This window comes from Mariniflexile sp. HMF6888 (assembly GCF_044335535.1).
In the GTDB taxonomy this organism is placed as follows: Bacteria; Bacteroidota; Bacteroidia; order Flavobacteriales; family Flavobacteriaceae; genus Mariniflexile.
On the sequence record NZ_JBIQVZ010000010.1, the window covers coordinates 54886 to 73543 of the forward strand.

19 protein-coding genes are annotated in these 18658 nt (G+C 33.7%); 12 read left to right on the forward strand and 7 right to left on the reverse strand.

What is annotated here, in order from left to right; genetic code table 11:
• Nucleotides 1–19 precede the first annotated feature (19 nt).
• From ACGLWY_RS16640 to ACGLWY_RS16670, 7 genes are all read left to right on the forward strand, one after another.
• Entirely contained in the window at nucleotides 20–874 is an 855-nt protein-coding gene (locus ACGLWY_RS16640) for a universal stress protein (RefSeq protein WP_396620802.1), read from the forward strand.
• A 262-nt stretch (nucleotides 875–1136) separates the two neighbouring features.
• Nucleotides 1137–1535 (forward strand): hypothetical protein, encoded by a 399-nt coding sequence (locus ACGLWY_RS16645; RefSeq protein ID WP_396620803.1) that lies wholly within the window; start codon nucleotides 1137–1139, stop codon nucleotides 1533–1535.
• A gap of 38 nt (nucleotides 1536–1573) precedes the next feature.
• Complete coding sequence (locus tag ACGLWY_RS16650; RefSeq protein ID WP_396620804.1) at nucleotides 1574–2410, forward strand: ATP cone domain-containing protein; 837 nt, start codon at nucleotides 1574–1576, stop codon at nucleotides 2408–2410.
• 4 nt (nucleotides 2411–2414) lie between these two features.
• Nucleotides 2415–3788, forward strand: a complete 1374-nt coding sequence (locus ACGLWY_RS16655) for an MBL fold metallo-hydrolase RNA specificity domain-containing protein (RefSeq protein ID WP_396620805.1) — start codon at nucleotides 2415–2417, stop codon at nucleotides 3786–3788.
• A 347-nt stretch (nucleotides 3789–4135) separates the two neighbouring features.
• Nucleotides 4136–4585: an Hsp20/alpha crystallin family protein gene (locus ACGLWY_RS16660; RefSeq protein ID WP_396620806.1), complete on the forward strand. Its 450-nt coding sequence runs from the start codon at nucleotides 4136–4138 to the stop codon at nucleotides 4583–4585.
• A gap of 8 nt (nucleotides 4586–4593) precedes the next feature.
• Nucleotides 4594–5091: a hypothetical protein gene (locus ACGLWY_RS16665; protein WP_396620807.1), complete on the forward strand. Its 498-nt coding sequence runs from the start codon at nucleotides 4594–4596 to the stop codon at nucleotides 5089–5091.
• Between the two features lie 102 nt (nucleotides 5092–5193).
• Nucleotides 5194–5853, forward strand: a complete 660-nt coding sequence (locus tag ACGLWY_RS16670) for a hypothetical protein (RefSeq protein ID WP_396620808.1) — start codon at nucleotides 5194–5196, stop codon at nucleotides 5851–5853.
• Nucleotides 5854–5920: 67 nt separating this feature from the next.
• On the opposite strand, the gene ACGLWY_RS16675 is transcribed toward ACGLWY_RS16670, so the two are convergent.
• Entirely contained in the window at nucleotides 5921–7360 is a 1440-nt protein-coding gene (locus tag ACGLWY_RS16675; RefSeq protein WP_396620809.1) for a PAS domain S-box protein, read from the reverse strand.
• 206 nt (nucleotides 7361–7566) lie between these two features.
• On the opposite strand from ACGLWY_RS16675, the gene ACGLWY_RS16680 reads away from it, so the two are divergent.
• The 5 genes from ACGLWY_RS16680 to ACGLWY_RS16700 all read left to right on the forward strand — a co-directional run bounded on the left by ACGLWY_RS16680 (nucleotide 7567) and on the right by ACGLWY_RS16700 (nucleotide 12964).
• Nucleotides 7567–8013: an OsmC family protein gene (locus ACGLWY_RS16680; protein ID WP_396620810.1), complete on the forward strand. Its 447-nt coding sequence runs from the start codon at nucleotides 7567–7569 to the stop codon at nucleotides 8011–8013.
• 49 nt (nucleotides 8014–8062) lie between these two features.
• The gene (locus tag ACGLWY_RS16685) at nucleotides 8063–8710 is read left to right on the forward strand and encodes a dienelactone hydrolase family protein (protein WP_396620811.1); all 648 of its coding nucleotides are present in this window, start codon (nucleotides 8063–8065) and stop codon (nucleotides 8708–8710) included.
• A gap of 4 nt (nucleotides 8711–8714) precedes the next feature.
• Nucleotides 8715–9353: a phosphoribosyltransferase gene (locus tag ACGLWY_RS16690; RefSeq protein ID WP_396620812.1), complete on the forward strand. Its 639-nt coding sequence runs from the start codon at nucleotides 8715–8717 to the stop codon at nucleotides 9351–9353.
• A 498-nt stretch (nucleotides 9354–9851) separates the two neighbouring features.
• A complete protein-coding gene (locus ACGLWY_RS16695) occupies nucleotides 9852–10259 on the forward strand; it encodes a hypothetical protein (protein ID WP_396620813.1) in 408 nt (135 codons plus the stop codon).
• 164 nt (nucleotides 10260–10423) lie between these two features.
• Nucleotides 10424–12964 carry a cation-translocating P-type ATPase gene (locus ACGLWY_RS16700; protein WP_396620814.1) on the forward strand — a complete coding sequence of 847 codons (2541 nt, stop codon included), beginning with the start codon at nucleotides 10424–10426 and terminating at the stop codon, nucleotides 12962–12964.
• A 32-nt stretch (nucleotides 12965–12996) separates the two neighbouring features.
• Here the strand turns inward: ACGLWY_RS16700 and ACGLWY_RS16705 are convergent, their stop codons facing one another.
• The 6 genes from ACGLWY_RS16705 to ACGLWY_RS16730 all read right to left on the reverse strand — a co-directional run bounded on the left by ACGLWY_RS16705 (nucleotide 12997) and on the right by ACGLWY_RS16730 (nucleotide 18577).
• Nucleotides 12997–13920, reverse strand: coding sequence for a 1-phosphofructokinase family hexose kinase (locus ACGLWY_RS16705; protein ID WP_396620815.1), 924 nt, complete (start codon nucleotides 13918–13920; stop codon nucleotides 12997–12999).
• A 26-nt stretch (nucleotides 13921–13946) separates the two neighbouring features.
• Nucleotides 13947–14345 carry a hypothetical protein gene (locus ACGLWY_RS16710; protein ID WP_396620816.1) on the reverse strand — a complete coding sequence of 133 codons (399 nt, stop codon included), beginning with the start codon at nucleotides 14343–14345 and terminating at the stop codon, nucleotides 13947–13949.
• 22 nt (nucleotides 14346–14367) lie between these two features.
• On the reverse strand, nucleotides 14368–15510 hold the full coding sequence (locus ACGLWY_RS16715) for a saccharopine dehydrogenase family protein (RefSeq protein ID WP_396620817.1): 1143 nt from the start codon (nucleotides 15508–15510) through the stop codon (nucleotides 14368–14370).
• A 203-nt stretch (nucleotides 15511–15713) separates the two neighbouring features.
• The gene (locus ACGLWY_RS16720) at nucleotides 15714–16163 is read right to left on the reverse strand and encodes a pyridoxamine 5'-phosphate oxidase family protein (RefSeq protein ID WP_396620818.1); all 450 of its coding nucleotides are present in this window, start codon (nucleotides 16161–16163) and stop codon (nucleotides 15714–15716) included.
• Nucleotides 16164–16294: 131 nt separating this feature from the next.
• Nucleotides 16295–17482 carry a class I SAM-dependent methyltransferase gene (locus ACGLWY_RS16725; RefSeq protein WP_396620819.1) on the reverse strand — a complete coding sequence of 396 codons (1188 nt, stop codon included), beginning with the start codon at nucleotides 17480–17482 and terminating at the stop codon, nucleotides 16295–16297.
• Nucleotides 17483–17488: 6 nt separating this feature from the next.
• On the reverse strand, nucleotides 17489–18577 hold the full coding sequence (locus ACGLWY_RS16730; RefSeq protein WP_396620820.1) for an AI-2E family transporter: 1089 nt from the start codon (nucleotides 18575–18577) through the stop codon (nucleotides 17489–17491).
• Nucleotides 18578–18658: the final 81 nt, after the last annotated feature.

Genomic DNA, 18658 nt, shown 5'->3' on the forward strand with positions numbered 1-18658 from the left:
AAATAATAAATACAAACAGATGAAACGCAAGATATTATTACCAACAGATTTTTCAACGAATGCTTTGCAGGCTATCCACTATGCTTTGGAACTTTATAAGAATGAGGCGTGTATATTTTATCTCCTCAATGTGTTTTCTGTCGATTCAAAAAATATTTATAGCATTGCTAACATGGTGCCGGGAAGTGATATGTATGAAACAGAGAAAACAAACTCAGAAAGCGAATTAGCAAAACTTTTGAACATTTTTGCTTTTGGGGAGAAAGGAGATCCAAAACATAACTTTCAGACCATATCGCTGTTTAACAATCCTTTGGAGGCCATTAAAAATGTCGTAGAGGAGAAAGATATTGAACTCATTGTTATGGGTACCAAAGGCGAAACAAAAGCAAGAGGCAATGTTTTTGGAAGCACCGCCGTTAGTATTATGGAGAAAGTGAGAAACTGTCCTGTGATAGTGGTTCCCGAATTAGCAGAAATACAATTGCCAAAGGAAATTGTATTTCCAACCAGTTACAAAACACATTTTAAAAAACGGGAATTAAGCTATTTAATCGATATAGCTCAAAGATGTAAAGCCTCAATAAAAGTATTACACGTTGCTGGCGAAGAGGAATTGAATGAAGAGCAATTGAATGGAAAAGAACTTTTAGATGAATATTTTGAAGATGTAAACCATTCATTCCATTCTTTGAGAAATATATCTGTTCCCTCTGCTATTAATTGTTTTGTTGAAAGCAGAGAAAGTGGTATGGTAGCGTTTATCAATAGAAAGCATGCCTTTTTCGGAAGCATACTTACACGTCCATTGGTAAAAGAAATCAGTTTTGATTTAAAAGTACCCATTTTAGTGATGCATGATTTAAGAAATTAAAATTATAGGAAAATGAAATCGGCATGATTTAGAAACACAATTGATAATCATCGAACACCAATGAAAATAAAATTTGTGAGATAAACACCAATGAAAGCAAAGCGATTGCTTCGCCAGTTCGCTATTGCTCGTGTCCATATGATTGGAAGAATTATGAATTATGAATTCAGAATTAACAAATAAACGAATAAACAATTAAACACAACCCTTAGAACCAGGATGAGTTTCCCCATTCGGGGGCTAGGGGGCTAAATATTTACATATGAAAAATACAGGTATTTGGTTAGATAAAAGCAGAGCACTTATTGTTAATCTAGAAAACGATAAGGAAACCATGAAAGTAATCCACTCTGATATAGATAATTATAATGTTACGGCAAATAGACATGTTGGAGGTGCAAAAGAAATCGTTAAGGATATTAAATATCTAGAACGAGAAAAGCAACAGTTCAAATCATATTTCAAGGATATAACGCAAGAGATAAACGATACGGATGCATTAGTCATTTTTGGTCCTGCGGAAACCTATAAAAAATTCGCAAAAGAGCTGGAAGAAAACCATAAAAATGTAAGTATGAAAATCAAAGATATTAGAAAAACTGATAGCATGACCGATAATCAGGTTGTAGCATGGGTAAGGGATTTCTTTGAATCTAAATAATAGATAGAGCTGTTATTATAACATTATTTCAAGGATCTATGGAAACTGATTTTGAAGTTGTTAAATCTTCAGGTGAGAAGGTAAAGTTTTCACTGGGTAAACTGCACACATCATTAAGAAAATCTGGTGCAGACAATCAAACAGTAAACCAAATTATAGATAAAGTTCAGGAAGAATTATATGATGGTATCTCTACAAAAGAAATTTATAACCGAGCGTTTGCATTACTCAAAAAAAAGGGAAGCTATCTGGCATCAAAGTACAAACTTAAAAAGGCAATTTATGAGTTGGGACCCACGGGGTATCCTTTTGAACGCTTTGTAAGCACTATTTTAAAATATTCAGGGTATCAAACCCTTGTTGGTGAAATATTACAAGGTGAGTGCGTGACCCATGAAATCGATGTAGTAGCTAGTAAGAACGGTACCACTACGGTAATTGAATGTAAATTTCATAGTGAAGAAGGAAGAAATTGCAATGTTAAAGTACCTCTATACATTGCTTCACGTTACAAAGATATCAAGTCGTATTGGGATTCAAAACCACATGATACAGTGCTTAATGAAGGCTGGCTGGTCACAAACACACGGTTTACTGAAGATGCGTTGCAATATGGTAAATGTATAGGGTTGTATTTGTTGAGTTGGGATTATCCAAAAAACGATGGTTTAAGAGATCGTATAGACCGATTGGGATTATATCCTATAACTGTTTCCACCTTATTGAGTGGTCGCGAAAAGCAGTTTTTATTAAGCAGGGATGTTGTACTCTGTAGGGATTTAATAGATGATGTATTTTTTCTGGATCACTTAGGAGTTTCCGACATCCGAAAAGCAAAAATCCTTAAAGAGATAAACATGCTATGTAAACATTGATGCTATGGACAATTATATAAAGGTTAATTTTTTGGGGGCATCTGGAGTGGTCACCGGATCAAAATTTCTAATTGAAACCTCTGAAAAAAATATTTTAATTGATTGTGGGATGTTTCAAGGACTTAAAGAGCTTCGAGAACTCAATTGGTGTGACCTTCCTGTTGATGTTAGCACTATTGATCTGGTTTTGCTCACCCATGGGCATTTGGATCATGTGGGGTATTTACCGCGTTTGGTAAAACAGGGCTTTACGGGAAAAATAATAGGAACAGCACCTACCTTGGCCATTGCGGAAATCATTTTAAGAGACAGTGCAAAAATTCAAGAGGAAGAAGCAGAAAAAGCTAATAAAGAAAATTATACCAAGCACAATCCTGCATTGCCATTTTACACCGTAAAGGAGGCCGAAAAAACAGCTCAAATGTTTCAAGTTGAAGTGGAAGATAAATGGATTAATTTATCAGAACATATATCGTATCGATTTCAATATAATGGACATATTCTTGGGGCAACATTTATTGAAATGGATATCCATACCAAACGCTTTGTGTTTTCCGGTGATATAGGAAGAGCCAATGATTATTTGTTGGATGCCCCAAAAAGACCCGAATGGGCAGACTTCCTTTTTTTGGAAAGTACTTATGGCAATAAACTTCATCCGTCTGAAGATGTAGAGAGCATACTTTCGGAAATAATTATTGATACCGTTCACAAAAAAGGCAATTTAATCATTCCAAGTTTTGCAGTTGAGCGCCTTCAGACTCTCATGTACATCCTCTGGAAATTGTATAAAAAGAACAAAATACCAAACATACCCATTTTCATGGATAGCCCCATGGGAAGTAACGTTTTGGAGCTTTTCAATCGCTTCCCAAAATGGCACAAACTTTCAGGTTCCGATATAAATGCCATGAGCCATCATGTAAGCATTGTGCAATCCTATAAAGAAACATGGGAAACCATAGATGACAAACGTTCTAAAGTCATTATAGCTGGAAGTGGCATGGTTACAGGTGGACGTGTATTGACTTATTTACAACAGTTGATTGATGATTCATCTACAACAGTTTTAATGGTTGGATATCAGGCAGAAGGCACTCGTGGAAGACAATTATTGGATGGTGTTCACGAAATCAAACTATTTGGAAAGTACTATCCCGTTAAAGCTACTATAAAACATCTGGAGAGCCTGTCTGCACATGCCGATCAGGAAGAATTGATTCATTGGATGAGCAACATCATTAACATTCCTGAAAAAGTATACCTTATTCATGGTGAACCACCGGCTTTGGATGCCCTAAGAGTGAAAATTAAAGAGGTGTATCATTGGGATGTTAGTGTACCCAAACTATCCGATGTGGAAAAAATAATCATTTAAAAATTAAAGACGATTTCATGGTCATCATGTATTGAAATCTTATTGCTTAACTGATATTTATCATTGCCCCCAGTATTTTAGTATTGTAAATTTATGCTACGAGTTCATTTTGACTTTTTTCAATTGGTTGTAAAATGATCTTTTTATCCTAGATTTCACCTGTTTTTTACTCCGTAGTGCTGCTATGAAGTGCTAAAAAGCTAAAATCTGGAATAGGACGAAGCGTATAAAGTAACCCCGCGGGTTATTTTAGCGAGTGAGCCAGTCTACGCAAAGGGTATTTTTCACTTCAATCAAAAAAGTCAAGAAGAGTTCTATAACAAGGTTTAATTAAAAAACATAAAATTATGACACTGGTAAAATTTAACAACAGAAACAGATTATTCCCATGGAATAATGGCGGATTGAGAAGTCTTTTAAATTATGACCCCTTTATTAACGACGATTTATTGGAAGATGACAGTTTCATGCCAGCAATGAACGTTAAGGAACATGATAAAGATTTTGAAATTGAATTTGCAGCCCCTGGATTTTCAAAAAAAGATTTTGATGTAAGCATTGAAGGTGATATGCTTCATGTTTGTGGTGAAAAAAGTATGGAAAAAGAGGAAAAAGATGATGATTATACTCGCAAAGAGTTTAGTTACAACTCTTTTAAAAGATCCTTAAAGTTACCTGAAACCGTTAATGCCGATAAAAAAGTGAAGGCTAGTTACAATGATGGTATCTTAAAATTAAATCTTCTTAAAAAAGAAGAATCCAAAACCATGCCTAAAAAGAAAATCGAAATTCTTTAAGTCTAATTATGGCAGAAAGTGATTTGAGAAAATTACTTTCTGCCTTGTCAAAAAAAAATGTCATGAACGCACCACTTAAAGCAAAGTATGTAGAATGGTTCAATGCTGAAGAAATGCATAAACACACACAAGACTGGCTATCTGAATTGGAATTTATAAAAGACGAACATCTATTCTTTGAAGATTTAGTAAAAACATATACCCTTCAAATAATTAACACCAAAAAATTCTCTAAATATCAACACATTATAGATGCTATAAAACATTCTGAAAAAAGAAATAGCTCTCTTATTAAAACTATTAAGGTTCATAGCAATGAACTTAAAATAATGGTAGATGGCGTTAATCAGCCAAAAGAGGAGGAGAACTATAAAAAGGAACATAAAAATCTTATCGTTCTGGTTAGTGAATTTTCAAAAGACTACCAATCATTAAAATCCCAACTCTTTACAGCGATTAAAAATATACTAAAAAATGAAAAACAACAGCGTTTGCTTGAAAAATGATAAAAATCTAGACTATGAAACACTCATAAGAATGGCATTCACACACACAAGGATGATTGTTAAGGGTGTTCCATCTGACAATTAAAAAATAAAAATAAACAGATGAAATCATTAATTTCTACTATATCATTTTTATCATTATTTGGTTGTTCCATAGAACTTGTGGATTCTTGGAAAAACCCAGAAATATCAACTTATTATCCTACCAAAGTATTAATAATAGGCGTAACCTCAAACGCTAATGCAAGACAAGGTTTTGAAAATCAATTAAAAGAGAAATTTGAATTAAGAGGGTCAGAAGCAATTACGAGCATGGTTTTCTTTGGGCCATCTATGATGACCGATAAAATAAACGAAGCTCAGATGGACGATTTGGAGACTAAGTTGTTGGGAGAGGGGTTTGATACCATTTTACTTACAAAAGTAATAGGTGTGGATAATAAGGTTAGATATAAACAAAGTTATGATGGTTTTGATGCAACCTATAAAAAATTCAAGGAAGAATACCTTATGTATCAGGACATTTACTATAACCCAGACTATTACGAGAATTACAAATTATACCACACTGAAACTAGCATGTATTGCATTTGCTCTACCAAAGAAAGGGAGTTGATATGGAAAGGGTACATCGATATAACCGACCCGAAAAACGTGGAAGAAATTATCAATGAATATGTTAACCTTGTTGTTTTCGCTCTTGAGGAACAACAGTTAATGACGCCTTTAAATCCGAAAGAACTATCGGATGATGCTATTTAATTGTGGAGCCCTATACTGTATGTACATGTCACTTCAATGATTTATGCGGGCTAGGCAATTTATGGCACTATTTCTTTTTTTTAGATCGTGAAGTTTTAAAACCAATCAAGGGTCTTGATGCTTGGTCTTTTCTTTCCAATTCTTCTTCAAGCTTTTTATATCTGCTTATATCCTTAATGGTAACAACTACGGCGGCTATGTGATTTTCATTGTCAAGTATAGGTCTTCCGCTTAATAAAACCCTCCGCATTTCATTGGTTTTTTTATTTTGTAGTAATACATCGATATCATCGGTAACTTCACCAGCCAAAGCAAGTTCGGCAGGAAGGTTTTGAACTGGAAATGTTTTCTCTCCACTTGGATAAAGAACTTTAAAATGATTAGAAAAATCGACGGAAATCTTGGAGTCGTCTTCTATGCCAAAAAGTTCATTGGCTACATCGTTAGCCAATAGAACCTGTTTGCTGGTATTTGCGACTAGTACACCATCACTGATATTCTCTAGAATCATATTCAGTTTTTGATGACTTTCATATAACTCATTCATCATTTTTTCATCTTCTTCTTTAAGTTTTAAATTTTCAGTAATGTCTCTAGCAATAGCATATAGCATTCCCGTACTTATATCAGCGGTAGCATTCCAGGACAGCCATTTAATGGTACCATCTTTACATATCCAACGGTTCTTGAAACTTACTAGATCTGTTCCTTTTTCAAGTTTTTCGATTGCCTGTTCGGTTATTGTTATGTCTTCAGGGTAGATATAAGTAGCAAACGGTTTATTTAAAAGCTCCTCATTGCTATATCCTAAAAGCTTGCTTAAAGATGGATTTACTTTTATGAACCTGTCTTTGGAAGCAATAACCAAACTATCTATGGACATATTAAAAAAGGTATCTGCAGCCCTTTGCGATTCCATTATAGCCTTTCTTTGGGTGATATCTGTAGAAATACTTCCAATTGCATAGACTCTGTTTGAGGCATCAAACAAAGGGAATTTCACAGACAAATAAGTATGTGGACCATCAGACTGCTCAAAAACTTCTTCTATTTGAATTTCTTTTCCTGCTTTTACAGCATCTAAATCGGCATTAAAATATCTGTCTGCAGTTTCTTTTGGAAGGATATCATGGTTTGTTTTACCTATTAAACTTTTCTCTGGAGATTCTATAATCGATTGATACTTCTCGTTTGCCAATATATATTCGCCATTTATTTTTTTTACCGAAATAGCGTTGGTCGTATTGCTAATTATTGATTGTAATAATTTTTGGTTTTTAAGAAGTTCTTCTTCCGATTGTCTTTTTGCTTTGAGCTGTGCTTTTAGAATAAAAAAAACGGTGGTTAACATTCCCAAGGTGAGAATTGCTAATGTTAATGAAATCCAATGCCACAATCTATTGGTAGTAAAATCCATCTGTGTCCAATAGATAATACCAAGTGCTATAACCACAATGCTATTTATGATATAGCCGTACAGATTTTTTCTTTCCAATGAGATTTTCATTTAAATCACTTCTTATAAAAGACTAATGTATTGAACTTCAGGAATGGGCAAAATGATATTTATCATTTTAGAATTTACATTAAGATAATACATTTGATTAGTTAAGGAATAAATTACTATTAAGGATGAACAATTGTGATTTGATGATTTTTTGGGATTTCTACAAAAAAGAAAGCAATGAAACCCTTAATTGAAATCACTGCGACATGGATGCACATTATTACAATGTAGATGTAAACTGGAGTCAGAAACATAAAGGTATTATGTGTTCGCCTGAATTAAATATCGACACCCAGAATTGTATTGAAGTAGCAACACCTCCTGAGTTTTCAAAAGGAATTCCGGGAATATGGTCGCCGGAACATTTGTTTACAGCATCAGTAAGCAGTTGTTTTATGACTACATTTTTGGCTATTGCCGAAAATTCAAAATTGGAGTTTTCAAGTTTCAACTGTAAATCAAAAGGCAAACTAGAACAAATTGAAGGAAAGTATTCAATTACCGAGGTTATTCTAGAACCCACAGTTACAATTGTCAATGCTAAAGACACAGAAAGAGCATCACGGATCTTACAAAAATCGGAAGCTGCTTGTTTAATTTCCAATTCCATAAAGTCTAAAGTTATCATGATTCCAAGAATTAAACTGAGTTAAGAGAATTGATTGAGTAAGAAATCAAGCAAAGACTATTTAATTTAAATTTATGAAAACAACAACTTCTTTTAAAAATATAGATATTCCAGTACTCAATGTCCAATTAAAAGGAAGATTAAGGATTGCCGATAAACAAAAAGGATTGGTTATTTTCTCGCATGGCAGTGGTAGTGGCAGATTAAGCAGCAGAAATAATTACGTAGCGGAGCATCTTCAATCTGGAGGATTTTCTTCTTTACTTTTCGATTTATTAACCGAAAAAGAGGATTTGATTTATGAAAACCGATTTGACATCCATTTACTTTCACAACGCTTGGCAAAGGTTACCCAATGGATGTTGGAATATGAAGGGTTGACAGATGTGCCCATTGGATATTTTGGAGCCAGTACCGGTGCTGCTTCAGCCCTCTATGCTGCAGCACAATTGGAAGATAAAATTAGGGCGATTGTTTCTCGAGGAGGTAGGCCTGATCTAGCAATGTCTGCATTACATAAAATCAAAGCGCCTACGCTTTTAATCGTTGGAGGTGACGATGACGTGGTGATTCAGCTAAATAAAAAAGCATACGCTGAACTTGGTGGCATCAAAAAGATTGAAATTATTGAAGGTGCTACTCATTTATTTGGAGAACCTGGAAAATTGGAGGAGGTTGCTGCTCTGTCAACAAAATGGTTTAATAAGTACTTAAAAAAGTAAAACAATGTATGCTGATAGAAATGAAGCTGGTAAACTACTGGCTGTTAAATTGGAAAAGTATAGTAAAACGGATGCTATTATATTGGCAATACCAAGAGGAGGCATACCGTTGGGTTTCATTATAAGTGAAAAATTAAACCTGCCCTTGGAAGCTGTTTTGTCTAAAAAAATCGGACATCCTTTGCACAAAGAATACGCTATTGGAGCAGTAACCTTAAAAAACAGTGTTTTAAGTGATGCAGCAGCAGATATATCTCCATTATATATTAATGAAGAAATAAAAAACATCAGAAGTTTGTTGAAAAAACGCTATACTTATTATTATGAAGATAGAAAGCCATTGCAATTAAAAGGGAAGATTTTAGTTATTGTGGATGACGGTATTGCCACAGGAAATACCATGCTATCCATTATTAAAATGCTTCATGATGAAAAACCAAATAAAATTGTAGTGGCCATTCCTGTAGCTTCAAATGATGCCATAAAAAAATTACAGGCTTCAACTTTTGTTGATGAAGTAATATGTCCTTTAGTTCCAGATTATTTTCAGTCAGTAGGACAGTTTTATCAAGATTTTGACCAAGTAGATGATAATGAGGTGAAACAACTATTAAAAAAAGCACATAAAACATCTTCAGGTTAATGTTTGAGTTCATTATTAAGACAGCGTTTGTCTTAAATTTTAACTACAAATTATAAACTATATATCATGTTAAACATAGAGGTATATATCAGTTTCATAAAGTAAATCATTACTTTTATTTTGTTTAAAGCACTGATTTTTAGACGTCCATATTTAAATCAACTGATAAATATCATTTTGTTTTCCTGAACTTTTGTGGAATTTTATTATGTGGCTACAATCATGGAATTTACCGCTGTTTATAGGAGGATGTACAATCTCTAACCATAAGTTTATTATCGATGGATTGTAATAAATTGTAATAATTAGGAGTAACAAAAATGGAGGTAAAATCAATTAAGTTTAAATGCAAGAACTAATTTTTAAGGAGGTATTTAACAAGAAGTAAATGAGCCAGTAAAACATTATGAAACGCCCATGAGAATGGTATTTACACATACGAGGATGATTATTAAGGGCGCTCCATCTAACCAAGTTGAAAATAATAAATATAAACAGATGAAAACTAAAAAATCAAATCCAAAAATTAAGTTATTATTAGGAACAGGATTAGATACTTTGCATTTTGAAAGTCAAGAATGGCTTGAGACGATTGCCTTTTGGAAAGATGAAGCACGTTTTTTTGAGAGTCTTTTAAAAATGAAAGAATCAAAAGAGGAAAGTCAAAATGAGTATACTAAACTGTTACAGGAATTGGATAAAATACATGTCGATCTTTTTAGTGATATAGAGGATTCAATCATGAAACACGAGCGTTTACTTTCTAAAATAGAAAAAGGCGGAAAAGGACTGTCGGATGGAAACTATAGAGAAGAACATGGTATTTTAAAGGAAAGAATATATAGATTTAATAAGGATTTTCGTATGTTTAAAAAAATTATTTTTGATTACGTGAAAAAAGCTTAATGCTAAAAACCACAGTTTTTAATAGCTATTATGATATAGTGAACTCCATTGATAATTTCATGAGTTTTTATTATAATTTCCAAATGGATTATCTCCAAAATAGATTATAGACGTTATCAAAACCTTTATTCCTTAAATTAGTAGCATACTTAACCAAAAAGCCAATGATTTCAGTAGAAAATTTCAATATCAAAGGGCTTTCAGATAGTCAAGTACTTCAATCAAGGATAAAATTTGGCATTAACCGCACAAATTTTAAGAAGGAAAATGAGTTTATAAAGGCTTTAAAAAGTTTATTGAAAGAACCAATGGTGATTTTACTGTTGGTTACAGCAACCATCTATTTTATCACTGGCAATGTAGGTGATGGCATTTTTTTATCGGTTGCCATTGTTTTAGTGTCCACAATCTCCTTGTATCAGGATTCCAAAAGTCGTAATGCATTAGAGAAATTAAAAGACCTTACAAAACCACATAGTAAAGTCATTAGGAATGGTGAAGTTATCGATATCAAAAGTGAAGATATTGTTATTGGAGATGCTTTGATTGTGGAAGAAGGCCATTCAATATCGGCAGATGGTGCCATCATCCATTCCAATGACTTTTCGGTCAACGAATCGCTTCTTACAGGCGAATCATTAGCAGTTTATAAGGATAAAGACAAAGCAGACCATTTTGTGTATCAAGGCACCTCTGTGGCTAGTGGTTTGGGGATAGTCACTGTTACGGCAATAGGTGAAAAGACCCAATTAGGTAAAATAGGAAAGAGTATTGAAAGTATAGAAGAAGAAAAAACACCTATCGAAATTCAAATCCAGAATTTTGTTAAAAAGATGGTTATTGCTGGTGTGGTCGTTTTTATAGGCGTGTGGCTTCTTAATTATTTTCGGACCTATGATGTCTTGGACAGTCTGTTGAAATCCTTGACGTTGGCAATGAGCATTTTGCCCGAAGAAATTCCCATTGCTTTTACCACATTTATGGCTTTAGGTACTTGGAGATTATTAAAAATGGGCATCATTGTCAAACAGATGAAAACCGTTGAAACTCTCGGAAGTGCTACCACAATTTGCGTTGATAAAACAGGGACCATTACCAAAAATGAAATGAGCCTTGTTAAAATTTATTCCTTAAAATCGAACACAGTTTCCGATGCTGATTCGTCAACATTTAAAGCAGATGAAAAAGAACTTATAGCACTCGCCATGTGGGCAAGTGAGCCTATACCATTTGATGCCATGGAAATTTCCTTGCACAAGGCCTATTCCAAAATAGTTCATGAAGATGAACGTCCAAGATATAAAATGGTTCATGAATATCCTTTGGGAGGAACGCCTCCCATGATGACCCATATTTTTGAGAACGAAAATGGTAAGCGTATCATTGCGGCAAAAGGCGCACCCGAAGCCATTATGAAAGTGTCCAGTCTTTCGGAAAATGAAAAAAAACAAATCGACGAAACCATTAGTAATTTAGCGTCCCATGGCTATCGGTTACTGGCAGTAGGAGCCTCTGATTTTTCCGGAAATGATTTCCCTCTAAATCAACATGATTTCAAATTTAAGTTCAAAGGACTTATCGCCTTTTATGATCCACCAAAATCGAATATTCAATCAGTTTTTGAAGCTTTTGATAACGCTGGAATTAAAGTAAAAATAATTACTGGTGATAATGAAGTTACTGCGCTTGCCATAGCAAAACAAATACATTTTAAGAATGATGACAAACGGATTTCAGGAAGAGAATTAATCAACTTGTCAGACATTGAATTGCAATCTGCATCCGTCGATAATTTTTTGTTTACCAGAATGTTTCCAGACGCCAAATTAAGAATCATCAATGCATTAAAAGCCCAAAATGAAATTATAGCTATGACAGGTGATGGTATTAATGATGCACCTGCTTTAAAATCAGCACATATTGGAATTGCTATGGGTAGCAGAGGAACGGAGATTGCAAAACAGGCAGCTTCTATTATTTTATTGGAAGATGATTTATCAAAAATGCTTGATGCCGTTGCTATGGGGCGTAAAATTTATGCAAATCTCAAAAAAGCGATTCAATACATCATCTCCATTCATATCCCCATTATTCTTACTGTTTTCATTCCTTTAGCATTAGGATGGGTGTATCCCAATATTTTTTCACCAGTACATGTTATTTTGTTGGAATTGATAATGGGACCCACATGTTCCATCATTTATGAAAATGAACCCATGGAACAGAACATGATGGTACAAAAACCACGTCCTTTTACACGTACTTTTTTCAATTTTAGGGAACTCACAACAAGTATTTTTCAAGGATTGATGATTACGGTCGGTATTCTACTAATATATCAATATGCAGTTCATAGCCTGTATGGAGAATCACTGACTAGAACCATGGTTTTTTTAACACTTATTGTCTCAAACATCACACTCACATTGGTCAATCGTTCCTTCTACTATTCTGTTATTACCACGTTGGGTTATAAAAACAAATTAGTACCACTTATAATAAGCATCACGATTGTAATAACGGCATTATTCATTTTCGTGGAACCTTTTATTGGGTTTTTAAAATTTGAAAGACTCTCCTTGACCCAAACGTTTTTGAGCATTATTACTGGATTTTTGTTCGTTATTTGGTATGAAATCCTAAAATGGACTGAAAGAAGACAACACATGTTTGAGGAGAAGTCTATCATTAAAAGTTTGAATTGAAAACTATTTGAGTTATTCTTGTCAAGTTTATACTACTTCATCATTTTCAAGACATGGTCAACATGTGATTTGTTGGCAAGATTGGTGCCTTCGTTCATGGTTGTGGCCACTCCGCAGGCAACGCCCCATTTTAAAATGTCCTGTATCGAAAAACCTTTTTTAATCCCATAGATTAATCCTGCAACCATACTATCACCTGCACCAATGGTACTTTTTACCGATACAGAAGGCGTGGATTGATATATAATACCTTCTTTAGATGCCATAAAAGCACCTCTAGCACCTAAAGAAACGGCGACATATTGGGCTTTACCAGATTTTACCATTTCTAAAGCAAAGGCCTCTTGTTCTGTGCTTGATAAAAATGCCTCGCCTGCCAATTGTGCCAATTCTCTTTGATTGGGTTTTATTAAAAAGACTTTCTCTTTAAGAGCTTCTGTGAGTGCTGGACCAGAAGTATCAATAACAATTTTTATGTGTTTCGGAGACACCAGTTTGATTAATGTCGCATAAAAATCTGTTGCTATTTTTTCAGGGAGACTTCCGCTTAATACAAGAATGTCATTATTTTTAAGGCATTTATCTAGCGTCGATTTTATTTCAGTAAGTTCCACATTTTGTAATCCGCTACTCGGCATTCCAAAACGATATTGTAAATTACTTTTTGTATCGACCACGGACAGGTTTTCCCTCGTCCATGATTTTACCGCAATACTTTCGGGGTTTATGCCTTCTTTTAAAAGTAATTCGTGAATATTTTTTCCTGTATCTCCGCCAGAAGTAAATATACACTGTGTTTTTTCGTCAAGTCTATTGAGCATTCTAGAAACGTTAATGCCACCTCCTCCAGATTGATATACTATGGAATGGCATTTGAGTTTTTGGGTAGGCACAAGACCATCTACCTTGGCACTTTTATCCAAAGCAGGATTTATGGTAAGTGTTATAATTTTCAAAGTTATAATCTTTAAGATTAGTAGTGTTATAAAATACTTCCAATATAATTATAAACTTTTGTTTTGTATTCGAAAAAGTTCTTTAAGAATTTCTCAAAATGAACTTTTAATGACTCATGATTGCTTAAATATACCGCATCACAGGATAGGTCATCACACTCTAACATACCCCGCATTTTAATTTCGTGACCATCAATAATTTCCTTGAGGTTTTTCAATGCCCTTGTTTCTGTTTTAATCTGGTGTTTGAAAGTATCTAAGGTTTCAAAAACGTTGGCATGGGTTGTTTCAAAAACATTGGAATTAAGTAATCTGTTGATGAAAGTGATTTCGATTTCAATAAATTCAACCATTGATTTCCACCACAATACGTCGCGATGACATTTTAGTAGAGCGCCTTCTGTTGTGTTGTCTGAACTATTCATATCCATTTAATTTTGAACATATTTATACGTTTCCATAAATAGGAATGATAAAATTTCCGTTTAAAAAAGATTTCGGGTCTATGTTACTTTGCAATATGACGCCTTTTAATGTCGATTCCAGTAATAATTGCGCTGATTGAATTAAAGAAGCCGCCGTTGTTGTTTGAATGGCACGTAATTGATATTTGCCTATTCTTTGTGGGAGAATTTGCTTTGCTATTTCTCGTCTTTGCAAGGTACCATTGGTATCTTTACCTTGTACAGCTGCATATATTATGATTTGATCCTCTTCAATATGTGGAATTTGCTTTTCCATAATGAGTTGTAAAGCTTTAATAGGTTGATCCGAATCGGATACTTTCTTAATTTGTTCTTCTGCCCACGCATAATGACCAGGAAATCGTATGGTCTTATAGTCCATGGCATCCACCTTTCCTGCTAAGGCATCGGGTAAATCGGCAGCACCTCCCGAAGTGAGGTCGGCTTCATAAGTTATTCCGTTGATTATTATGGAAGTGCGTTCCGATAGGGAAGGACGTTTTGTTTTTTTGTATTTACGAATCACTTCAGTTTCTTTAATATATTCTGTAGCAACACCTACGGGACTCCACGTGAATCCGTAGTAGTGGGGAGCAACAGCATTCTTAGAAAGTGCGCCTACTTTAAACTCTAAAGTATCTGCTTTGCTTACCTGAAAATCATTGCAAAACTCTTTAAATAGATGATTAGCCAATACATTTATATAGCCAGGAGCGAGACCAGTCTGTAAAATAAAACCTGTTGATGCATCTTTTGCCAATGTTTTTATTGCACTGGTCTCTGCCACATATTCGGTTAGGTTGGCGTAATGTAAATTATAATCTTTTGCATAGCCTGCCATCTTTGGTGCTTGGGTTCCGGGTAAGCAATCGAGAAGAATATCTCCTTGACTAAATAGCGCTTTTGTTTCTTCAGAAAAGCCATCTTCCGAAAGATGAAAAGGTCTTAAAATACAGGATTTGGTAATACCTTCTTCAATCCATTTCACAAGATTTTGTGCTTTTGAAAGTGTTCTGTTGCCAATAAAAATAGTAGGAGTGACTGTACTCCATTCAGCGAGTATAAGCGCAACAGCTTGAGCAATGCCGCCTGCACCTGCAATAATGATCGTATGGTGTTTGTTCATAATTTAAATTTCATTTTAAATAATCATTATTGTCCAATAAAACTTTTACAATTTCCTGCCAACACAGTGGTGATGGCTTTTTAAAGAGTTTACCGATTTGTGGTCTAGCTTTTTGTAATAATTAATCTAAATAATTCGAAGTTACAATCGTCTATTTTCTATATTCTCTTTTCTCTTATCTATTATCTATTATCTATTATCTATTATCTCTTCTCATACCTCCCTGTTTTCTCCGTTAGCTTAATTCTATATACAACACCTTGCATAGCCTCAATATATTTCCCATGGGAATCGGTCATGGCATGGTGCACTGTTGTTTCGCTTGTCATTATCGGTAATACACGATCCATTAGTTTTTGCATGCCCATTTCTCTTTCTTCTGAAGTTTTTAATTCTTCAAATTTGCCCAAAGCTATGACACTTCGCCAATTACTTATATCATCTATAACATCTACCTCTAAACACACGTTTGGATTTTTCCGCATCATGTTTATTTTCATGCCCTCTTTTGTATGTCCATAAATATAGGTGCCATCATAAGCATAAGTTATAGGTACAACGTAAGTTATATTATCTGCATGACAACCAATTCTTCCAATTACTTGACTATACAAAAGATGTTCTATCTGGCTGTATTTTAAAACTCCTAACATCACGTTTAATTTTGAATTACATTGACAAAATACGTTAATCATACTAAAATCAAAATGATATATATCATATCATTTTTTCTTTGGGATGCTATAAAACATTTTTTATAAGCAGGCTAAATGGTATTGGGTAATTAGTTAGGGGTTACTTTTTGAGTTAGTAACACCATGTTATTATCTTCCATATCGGTAGTAAAAAACAAAAACCTATCGCCTCCATCTTTAATATTGAATTTTTTACGGAGTTGTTCAACCGTTTCTGGAAAGTTACGTGTCGTGATATTGGCTTTTTTTACAGCTAATTTTTTTATGGCTTTTTTGTTATATGGTATGGCGTGTTCAATTTTAAAACACCTTCCGGGGAAATCCATCAAAATATCACTTGTGTATAAATGTGAGTGCTTATGAAGTTTAAAAAGGTTTAATTGGTTAGAGATAGAATCGAAACCACCAGCTTTTAAAACGGCGCTATTGGGTTCGTATAAATAGGTAAGTGGTTGGCTGTAAGTTGAAATTGTTGTTTTTTCATTTTCCAAATAAAAATCAAAAACTTCGTTATTATCTTTTTTAAGATTGATGGTTTTTATAGAAATGCTTTCTGCAAATCCGTCTTCCAAAACCCAAAGTAATTCTTTAACTTCATTATTTACAGCTACAACATGAATGGTTTTTACATGCTTTAACTCATTAATACCAACCGAAAAATCGAGTAGGGGCGATGTTTTAATTAAAATGTTTTTTGAGTGCTTGAATAGTAAATTAATATTTTCAGGTACATTGGGTAAGCAATCGTTTAAAAAAAAGACTTTTCCTTTACTATCGTGTCTTCGGGAAGGGTCTATGTAAATCCAATCGAACGTTTTGGCGCTGGTTTTTAAATAGGTAATCCCATCAACAGCGTGTGTTTTTACATTTTGAATGGCTAATTGCTTGTAATTGTGTGTTACTATTTCGGAAAGTTCTTTGTTGATTTCGCAATGTTCGACCGTTTTAAAAGCTTTTGAAAAATAATAACAATCGACCCCAAAACCGCCCGTTAAATCGATGATGGATGCTCCACTTATTAAACACAATTTATATTGTGCTGTTATCTCCGATGAGGTTTGCTCAATGTTTAATTTGTTGGGGTAATAAATGTTTTTGCTTTCAAACCAAGTGGGTAGTTTCTTTTCGCTACGTTTTTTGGCTTCAATTTGTTCAACAATGGTTTTGGTTTCAATATTGGGGAAGTTGGTTCCTTTTAGCAATAAAGAAGCCATGTCAGAATTTAAGTTTTTATCTATGAATTCTTGAATTTCAGTACTTAAAATAGCCGTATTCAAAAGGTGTTATAAATCTTTAGTCAGTTTTTTTACAATTTTGTTTTCAGATAAAAATTCTTTCAAAATAACCTTAATGGCAGTATAGCTAGGCACTGCAAGTATTAAACCCATAACGCCAAACAGGATACCTGCGATTAAAATTAACAAAAATATTTCTAGCGGATGCGATTTTACGCTTTTAGAGAATATGAAAGGTTGACTGAAAAAATTATCGACTAGTTGCCCAATTATGAATACTATAAAGACCCAAAATGATTTAGGTAAAATAACGTCACTAAAACTTTCGCCAAGGTTACTGGTCATGGTAAGTGCCAGCATTAAAAAGGCGCCAACCAATGGACCGACATAAGGAACAAGATTTAATAAAGCACACAAAAAGGCAATAACGATGGCGTTTTCAACATCAATAATGAGCAACCCAATCGTATAAATAATGAATAAGATTAAGATTTGAAAAATAAGACCAACAAAATATCTTGAAAGCAAATCTTTAATTTTTGTTGAAGATTTTTTCCAGCCTAATTCTTTGTCATCTGGTATAAAAGTAAGCACACCATTTTCAAATAAATGGCTGTCTTTTAAAAAGAAAAAGGAAATAAACAACACCGAAAATAACCCGATACTAAAATTCCCAAAACCACTAATAATCGAATTTAAAAAGTTGGGAATAAGTGCATAATCTATTTTTGATAGAAGGTTTGATTCCTTTATAGATTGCTCTAAATCAATTTGATGCATATTGAAGTAATTTATAATTTCAATATACAACTCTTCAATATTATTTTTTAGTTGATTGATGTTTAGTAACGATAAATTATGTTCTTGTTCTATTATTAAAGGAATAAATAAAGCCAGCAAACCAATAAATAACCCTATAAGAATTGCCATAGTAACTATAACGGCCAAGGTGTTTTTAAACTTTAACCGACGTTCTAAAAAAATCACTATAGGTCTACCAATTAACGAAATGACAACGGCAATGGCTATGTAACCAATTACCGATTGAATTTCATATAAAAACCATAGAAGTAAAGCAATACCTAAAATAATGGCTACTGCTTTTAAAATACCGTTTGCAATTAATTTTGAATTCAATTGAAATAAATTATGAGTAAATATAATAATATTATTTACTATCATTTCAAACAGTTACGATTTAAACTCATTTTTCATAAT